This window comes from Chitinophaga sp. (assembly GCF_036569125.1).
Lineage (GTDB): Bacteria > Bacteroidota > Bacteroidia > Chitinophagales > Chitinophagaceae > Chitinophaga.
The window spans coordinates 1-7,131 of record NZ_DATCRF010000282.1 but is presented as its reverse complement, the minus strand read 5'-3'; the positions used below and the strand labels follow the sequence as shown (position 1 = coordinate 7,131).

The 7,131-nt window shown below is 51.0% G+C and carries 8 protein-coding genes; all 8 read right to left on the bottom strand.

Annotated elements, in window-relative coordinates; translation table 11 throughout:
• The coding region (locus VIM87_RS10405) for an ectonucleotide pyrophosphatase/phosphodiesterase (protein WP_331996933.1) at positions 1–752 on the bottom strand (752 nt) is incomplete at its 3' end.
• A 105-nt stretch (positions 753–857) separates the two neighbouring features.
• Positions 858–2,138, bottom strand: coding sequence for an MFS transporter (locus VIM87_RS10400; RefSeq protein WP_331996932.1), 1,281 nt, complete (start codon positions 2,136–2,138; stop codon positions 858–860).
• Positions 2,139–2,144: 6 nt separating this feature from the next.
• Positions 2,145–3,410, bottom strand: coding sequence for a sugar MFS transporter (locus VIM87_RS10395; RefSeq protein ID WP_331996931.1), 1,266 nt, complete (start codon positions 3,408–3,410; stop codon positions 2,145–2,147).
• Between the two features lie 8 nt (positions 3,411–3,418).
• Positions 3,419–4,231 (bottom strand): N-acetylmuramic acid 6-phosphate etherase, encoded by an 813-nt coding sequence (gene murQ / locus VIM87_RS10390; protein ID WP_331996930.1) that lies wholly within the window; start codon positions 4,229–4,231, stop codon positions 3,419–3,421.
• Positions 4,228–5,055, bottom strand: coding sequence for a sugar phosphate isomerase/epimerase family protein (locus tag VIM87_RS10385; protein ID WP_331996929.1), 828 nt, complete (start codon positions 5,053–5,055; stop codon positions 4,228–4,230). The genes murQ and VIM87_RS10385 overlap by 4 nt, the downstream gene beginning before the upstream one ends.
• 11 nt (positions 5,056–5,066) lie before the next feature.
• Positions 5,067–5,963, bottom strand: coding sequence for a phytanoyl-CoA dioxygenase family protein (locus VIM87_RS10380; protein WP_331996928.1), 897 nt, complete (start codon positions 5,961–5,963; stop codon positions 5,067–5,069).
• Between the two features lie 55 nt (positions 5,964–6,018).
• A complete protein-coding gene (locus VIM87_RS10375) occupies positions 6,019–6,795 on the bottom strand; it encodes a 6-phosphogluconolactonase (protein WP_331996927.1) in 777 nt (258 codons plus the stop codon).
• A 39-nt stretch (positions 6,796–6,834) separates the two neighbouring features.
• Positions 6,835–7,131 (bottom strand): hypothetical protein (locus tag VIM87_RS10370; RefSeq protein ID WP_414649619.1); only part of this gene is annotated, 297 nt, incomplete at its 5' end.

The following is a 7,131-nucleotide window of genomic DNA, read 5'->3' as shown; positions in this document are numbered from 1 at the left end:
TGGCCTACAGCGCGGTCGGCATTGGCAATGGCCCGGTTCACGCCTAGTCCCTCGCGGCCACCCAGGTGTTCAAAATGGTCTACACAAACCAGGTGCACGGTGGTTAATGTAGGCTTATAGCTTTGTACCAGGTAAGACGTGAGGCGGGCAATATCTTCATCCAGGCTCAGGTAGTCGCCGCCTATATCTGCGGTATCCAGCCTGCCAACTGCATTTTTCTCTGCTTCTTCAAACAGACCTTTGGGCGTGGAAGCGTCGCGCATAGGTTTTAAGGGATCTTCACCCGGCTTGCCTTTGGGCGATTCCGGCAGGTTATAATCTATATAGCTTGCACCGACCGTTACCGGCCAGTGTACCGCAGCAGTGGTGCCGCCTTTTTGCTTAACGGCCTGCCATAAAGTAGTTGTTTTGATGAGGTTATTTTCCCAGTTCCAGCGGCCTGTTTGTCCTTCGCGCTCAAAAGGCGTATTGTAATAAATGCCATGGCGGGCGGGCATTACACCGGTCATAATGGTGGTGTGGGATGGATAGGTTACAGTGGGCAGCACTCCTCTTACCCCGTCGGCGGAAACGCCTTGTGCTGCCAGCCAGTGTAGATTAGGCGTGGGCCAGGTTGCTTCGCGGTAAAAGTCGGGGCGCAGGCCGTCAATGCTGATCATCACTACATACTTTGCCTTTTGCGCCCGGGCTGCAAATGTGCCTGCCAGCACCAGCGTTACGGCCAGGGCTATACGTTTACAATTCCAATTCATGATACAATAATTTTGCTACGTTTATTACTTAAACAGAAGCGGCCAAATTACTGCAAAATGAAAGTTGGCTAAGTTATCATTATGTTATGAATCAGGTGTGATGGCTCAGAAGTCTATGGGTTCCATCTTCGGCGTAAGCCAGTGTATCAGCAGCCAGGCCAGCAAAAAAGAAAGACTGCAAAAGATGAAGATAATGTTATACCCCGCAGTAATATTATCCAGCGCTTTGTAATGGTCCAGCACTGCGCCAATACCCATGGGAAACAGCACCCCGCCAATAGCGCCGGCCATGCCTCCGATACCTATCACAGAGCTTACAGCCTTAGCCGGCAGCATATCAGATACAATGGTGTAAATGTTGGCGCTCCACGCAGCATTACCGGCAATGGAAAGACTGATCAACCCTACCACTACCCAGATATCCTGCGTATACCGCGAAGCAAAGATAGGCAGCACTGTTAAGGCAGATACCAGCAGCGCATATTTGCGCGCTTTATACACCGGCCAGCCCTTTTTTATGAGCATGGATGAAAGATAACCTCCGCCCAAAGCGCCTACTGTGGCGGCTGTATAAATAATGATCAATGGCGGCGTAGGCTTTTTCAGATCCAGGTGAAAGGCGCTGGAAAAATAAGAAGGCAGCCAGTACATGAAAAAGTACCAGATAGGATCTGTAAAGAACTTACCAATAATGAATGCCCAGGTTTGTTTTAGCCCGAACAGCTTAAACCAGGAAACACCTTGTCCCTGGGGCGTTAAAGGATCTGCATCACTTTCAATATAAGCCAGCTCCTGTGAGCTTATCTTTTTATGCTTTGCAGGCACTTCATACATAAACAGCCAGGCTATTAACCACAAAATGCCTAAGCTACCGGTAATAACAAAAGCGGCCTGCCAGCCATAAACACCCAGCAACCAGGGTATTACCACCGGCGCCAGTACAGCGCCTATGTTGGCCCCTGAATCAAAAAAACCGGTAGCCAGCGCTCTTTCTTTTTTAGGGAACCAGGCTACTACGGTTTTAATGGCGGAAGGAAAATTGCCGGATTCGCCCAAACCCAGGCTGGCCCTTACAATGCCAAAACCCAGCGTAGTTTTTACCACTGCATGCAGCATGGCGGCAATGCTCCAGATGGCAATGGAAATACTGTATCCCAGCTTGCTGCCCAGCTTATCTATCACGCGGCCGAACAGCAGCAGCCCAAAGGCATAGGCTGCGGTAAAGGCCATTACTATATGGCTGTAATCTGTTTCGGTCCAGTTAAATTCCTTTTCAAGTATAGGTTTCAGGTAGCCTACCACCTGCCGGTCCAGGTAATTGATGGTGGTTGCAAAAAACAGCAGGCTGCAAATAGCCCAGCGGTAATGGCCCGTTTTGTTAGTCATGTAAGGTTATTTAGCTTGTTTCTTTCCTGCATTGCTGTAATAAACCAGGAACCCGTATGCCGGTATTAATATACAATAAGCGTATTGATTGTTAAATACAGTTGCCAGCCAGCCATACAATAAAGGCATCAAGGCGCCGCCGGCAATGCCCATGATCAGCACTGCGGAGCCACGCGCCAGCGCCTTACCTTCCAGCCCTTTTAATGCCTGTGGCCAGATGGCAGGCCATAACATGGCATTGGCAAGCCCCAGCAGCGCCACGCCTGCAATAGAGGCTTTTGCAGGTAAGAGTATAACCAGCACCGTTAGCATTAAGCCCAGCCAGGTAGATGCATAAAAAGCCTTTTGCTGCGATATATAACGCGGAATGGCCCACACGCCTGCAATATAACCTACCATCATGCAAAACAATGCATAGGAGGTAAAGTTCTTGGCTATGTCCAGGCTAATGCCGTGGTACAGGCCATAATTGCCGATGGTATCACCGGCCAGCACCTCTGCGCCTACGGCAAAAAAGATAGCGGTAAACCCCGGCAGAAAACGTATACTACCGGCAACAGGGGCGGTAGCAGCAGCTTCCGGCGCTGCCGGCTTAAGATCCGGCAGGTGTGCAAAGCGCAGCAAAATAGCTACCAGCACCAGTATAGCAGTGAGTATACAATACGGCAGTATTACATCATGCGCCAGCTCATCCAGGCGCAGCTTTTTTTGTACTTCGCTCATTTGCGCCAGCTCGCTGATAAGGCCCCCGGAATTTTTCAGGATAATGCTGCCCATGATCAGCGGGGCCAGTATACCGGCCACCTTATTGCAAATGCCCATAATGCTGATACGGCGGGCCGCGCTTTCAGCAGGGCCCAATAAAGTAACGTAAGGGTTAACGGCTGTTTGCAAGAGGGTAAGCCCGCCACCGGTTAAGAACAAACCGGTCAGGAACAGGCCATAGCTGCGGCTAAGCGCTGCCGGCACAAACAGTAAGCAACCGGCGGCCATAATGTATAAACCGGCGCTCATACCTTTGATCATACCGGTTTGCTGCAGCAATCGGCTGGCTGGTATGGCCATGGCTGTATAGGAAATATAAAAAGCAAAAGTAACCAGGTAAGCCTGCCACTCCTGCAGCTCACAGGCTATTTTCAGGTAAGGAATTAAAGTGCCGTTGATCCAGCTGATGAAACCGAAAATAAAAAAGAAGATCCCGATCAGCAGCAGGTTCTTTCTATAGCCGCTACCGGTAGTGGTGCTGTCTTGTATGCTTACTGCTACTGCCATACGCTTGTTTACAGGTTTGTTAATGCCGCCTGCACGCTGCCGTGCTGCAGCAGCAATGCTTTTGCCTTTTCATAATCAGCGATGCCGCCGGTTTCCATTAACATACGTGTACCACGGTCCGTTAATTTTTCATTGGTGATCTGCATATACACCATGCGGTTATCATGCACGCGGCCCAGGCGTATCATCAGGGCAGTGGAGATCATGTTCAGCACCATTTTCTGCGCAGTGCCGCTTTTCATACGGGTGCTGCCGGTAATAAATTCGGGCCCTGTTATTACTTCAACAGGATAATCCGCATGGCTGGCTACCGGCGATCCGGGGTTACATACAATACAGCCGGTAGCAATGTTATGCTTCCGGCATTGCCGCAAAGCACCCACCACGTAAGGTGTGGTACCGCTGGCTGCAATGCCTGTTACAAAATCACCGGGTTTGATGTTGTGCTGCTGCAAATCCTGCCAGCCGGTTTCATAGCTGTCTTCTGCATCTTCGATCCCAAAACGCAATGCTGCATCGCCACCGGCCATCAGGCCGTTGATAATACCGGCATCTACCCCGTAGGTAGGCGGGCACTCACTGGCATCCAGCACACCTAAACGGCCACTGGTACCGGCGCCCATATAAAACACGCGTCCGCCTGCTACCAGCAGTAAGGAGGCGGCTTCTATCAGCGCAGTAACAGCCGGTAATACTTTTTTTACTGCCAGCGCTACTTTCTGATCCTCTTCATTAATAGAGCGCACAATTTCCTCTGTAGACATCTGCTCTATATGCCGGTAAGGCGAGGGCGATTCGGTGATCCTGTTCTCCTTTTTCATGCAAACGGGTTAAGGTTATACCTGCTGTTCAGCAGGGCTTTCATGTAAAGGTTTATATCCCACTGGCTGGCCACCGGCTGCTGTGTATAAGGCAGCAGCGGCATATAAGGGGGTGGCCCAAATTCAGCCGTTACCGTTAGCTGCTGCAGGCCGGCCTGTTTGTTAATGCGCACTATTTCATCCCAGCAATCCAGGTGCACCTGTAATGCGGCTTCCCATTCCGGCGCACGCGGGTCGCTTACCTGCGGCCCCTGGGTATGCCCTACCCTGGCGTGAATATGGCGCGTTCGGCTAACAGCCAGCGCTACGGCCGGCTGCTGCTCCTGCAAAAAGCTTTCTGCCACCGCTATCCAATGGGAAAGGTCCAGGGTTAGCTGCAAGCGGGGAAATTGCTGCAGGTATGCCGCGGTAACGTGTGCGGCAAAACTGAACTTGCTGCGGTGCGTTTCATGGTATACCGGTATACCTGTTGCTGCTGCCACCTGCGATGCTGCGTTTATTAATTGCCCGTTCTGCTCCATGGTAAAAAAGTCACGCCCCGTTTGTGCGTTTATGCATACGGGCGATACGGCCGCCATGCGCTGCAGTCTTTCCACATACGCCGGCAGGTGCGCGTCAAAATCCGGCGTTACGGTTTCCCAGTGCTGGGCTATCAGCAGCAGGCCATGTTTTGCAAGCGCTTCCAGCACCTGTTCCCGCTCCTTTTCGTCCGCCGGCACATCAGTCTCCACACCATCGTACCCCGCTGCTTTTACCTGTTGGGCAAATACATTCCAGGGTACATGCGCTTGCCCCCAGCGGGGGCAAAAGAATAATATTTTCATCTAAACCTTTTTTACAGCTGCACCGCCGGGTCAAACAGCAGCGGGTAAAACTGTCCTTTCATTTTTTCTCCTTTAGGTATGCCAGGCGTTTTAGGCAGCAGCTCCTGATCTGAGTTGGATAAGGTACCATCTGCAAATACATTCAGCACAAACGCACGCCGGGAACGTTCCGACTTATTCGCATACGAACCATGCACCATTAAAGGATGATGGAATGCAGCGTAACCTTTCTTCAGCTCAATAGGAATGGGTTTAAAAGCGGCTTTCTGCTCCGGCGTCAGGTAATCCAGCACACCTTCCATATCGCCCGCCAGCTCAGGCTTATCCAGCAAACCCCAGTGCTGGCTGTAAGGCACGTAATAGAGGCAGCCGTTTTCCGTAGTGGCATCATCCAGCCCCACCCAGCAGGTTAAATGCTGCAAGGGGGTGGTACGCGTCCAGTAGGAATAATCCTGGTGCCAGGCCACTACCCCGCCATGCCGGGCCGGTTTGCAAAACAGCTGATCGTGCCAGAAACGTACGGCCTTATTGCCCAGCAGCTGACTGGCTGCCATTACAAAAGCAGGGTTCCACAAAATATCGTGAAACCCTTTTGTAATGCGCCAGGCGCCCAATGCATGAAATAACACCGTGTTGGCATCGGATGATTCGTTAGAGGCAAACTCATAAAATAATTCATTGCCGGGATGCGCAGGATCTGTGATGTCTGCCAGCTCTTCGTTCAGCTGATCCACCTGCCATTCTTCCAGCAATTTTATATTACTCACATAACCATACTCGTTAAAATGCGCCACCTGCTCATCTGAAAGCCGGTACTGCGCCCATTCAGCGGCGCTTTGCGGCCATTTGAACAAGCTGCTGGTCAGCTGGTGATACACTGACAGGTCTTCAATTAAAGGCTGTTCCATGTATGTATTTTTTAAGGTTTCCTGCTATTAAATTTCATGCTTCTGCGGCTAATAATCAGCGGGCTGTGCCTGCAGGCACGATCCTTTCTGCGCTGGACTTATCCAGGAACAGCACTGCATTGGCATGCGTTCTCAGGATGGTGGATGGATATTCTTCTGAAATATCATCGTTCAGCGTATGAAACACCGCTTCTGCCTTAGAAGTACCGGGCACCATGCAAAAAATGTAACGCGCTTTCAGCAGGGCCGGTATGGTTAACGTAAACGCATCAACGGGCACCTGTGCGGTATTCTCAAAACAGCCTTCATTTACCTGCTGCTGCTTGCACGCCTCATCCAGGTCCACGATCTTTACCAGCTGCGGATCGTTAAAATCCGCTACATGCGGGTCATTAAAGGCCAGGTGGCTGTTCTCGCCAATGCCCATACAGGTAATATCCACGGGGTATTGCTGCAGCAATTTTGCATACCGCTCACATTCCGCAGCACGGTCCGCAGCCTGTCCGTTAATATAATACACGTGTTTGAAGGGCACCTTTCCAAAGATCCTCTCCTTCAGGAAAATACCGAATAAACGGCTGTCATTTTCCGGCAGGCTGGTGTATTCATCCATATGGAACGCCTGCACCTGCTGCCAGTTAATGTCCTGCTGCACCAGCGCTTCCAGGAACTCGTTCTGGGATGCTGCTGCGGCAAAAATAATGTTCACTGTTCCCTGCGTTTGTAACAGTTCCCGGATGCAGGCAGCCGCCATTTCCGCTGCTGCCTGCCCCATGGCTTTCCTGCTCTCGTAGATCTGTACTTTTAACTGTTCCGCTAATAACTCTGTCATGGTTTTACGTTGTGTTATGTGTCTTGAATGGATTTGCAATTACATCCTGAATTTTACGCCTGCCCGTCCCCAGTAGGAATAAAACTGTTTTTCGTAGATGCGGTTCTTTTGCCCGAAATAGGCCCGCTGCGGCGCATTGGTAAGGTTCTGCGCTTCTACGTATATGGTAAACCGTTTGCTGAGCTGGTAAGATGCGTTGGCATCTATCTGTGTGCGTGCATCGCGGATCACATCCGTTTCTGCATCTTCACCCAGGCTTACAATGTAGGAGCCATTGTAGTTCAGGTTACCCTGGATGGTAAAGCCTTTCAGCGAGTATGCCAGGGATGCGTTGGC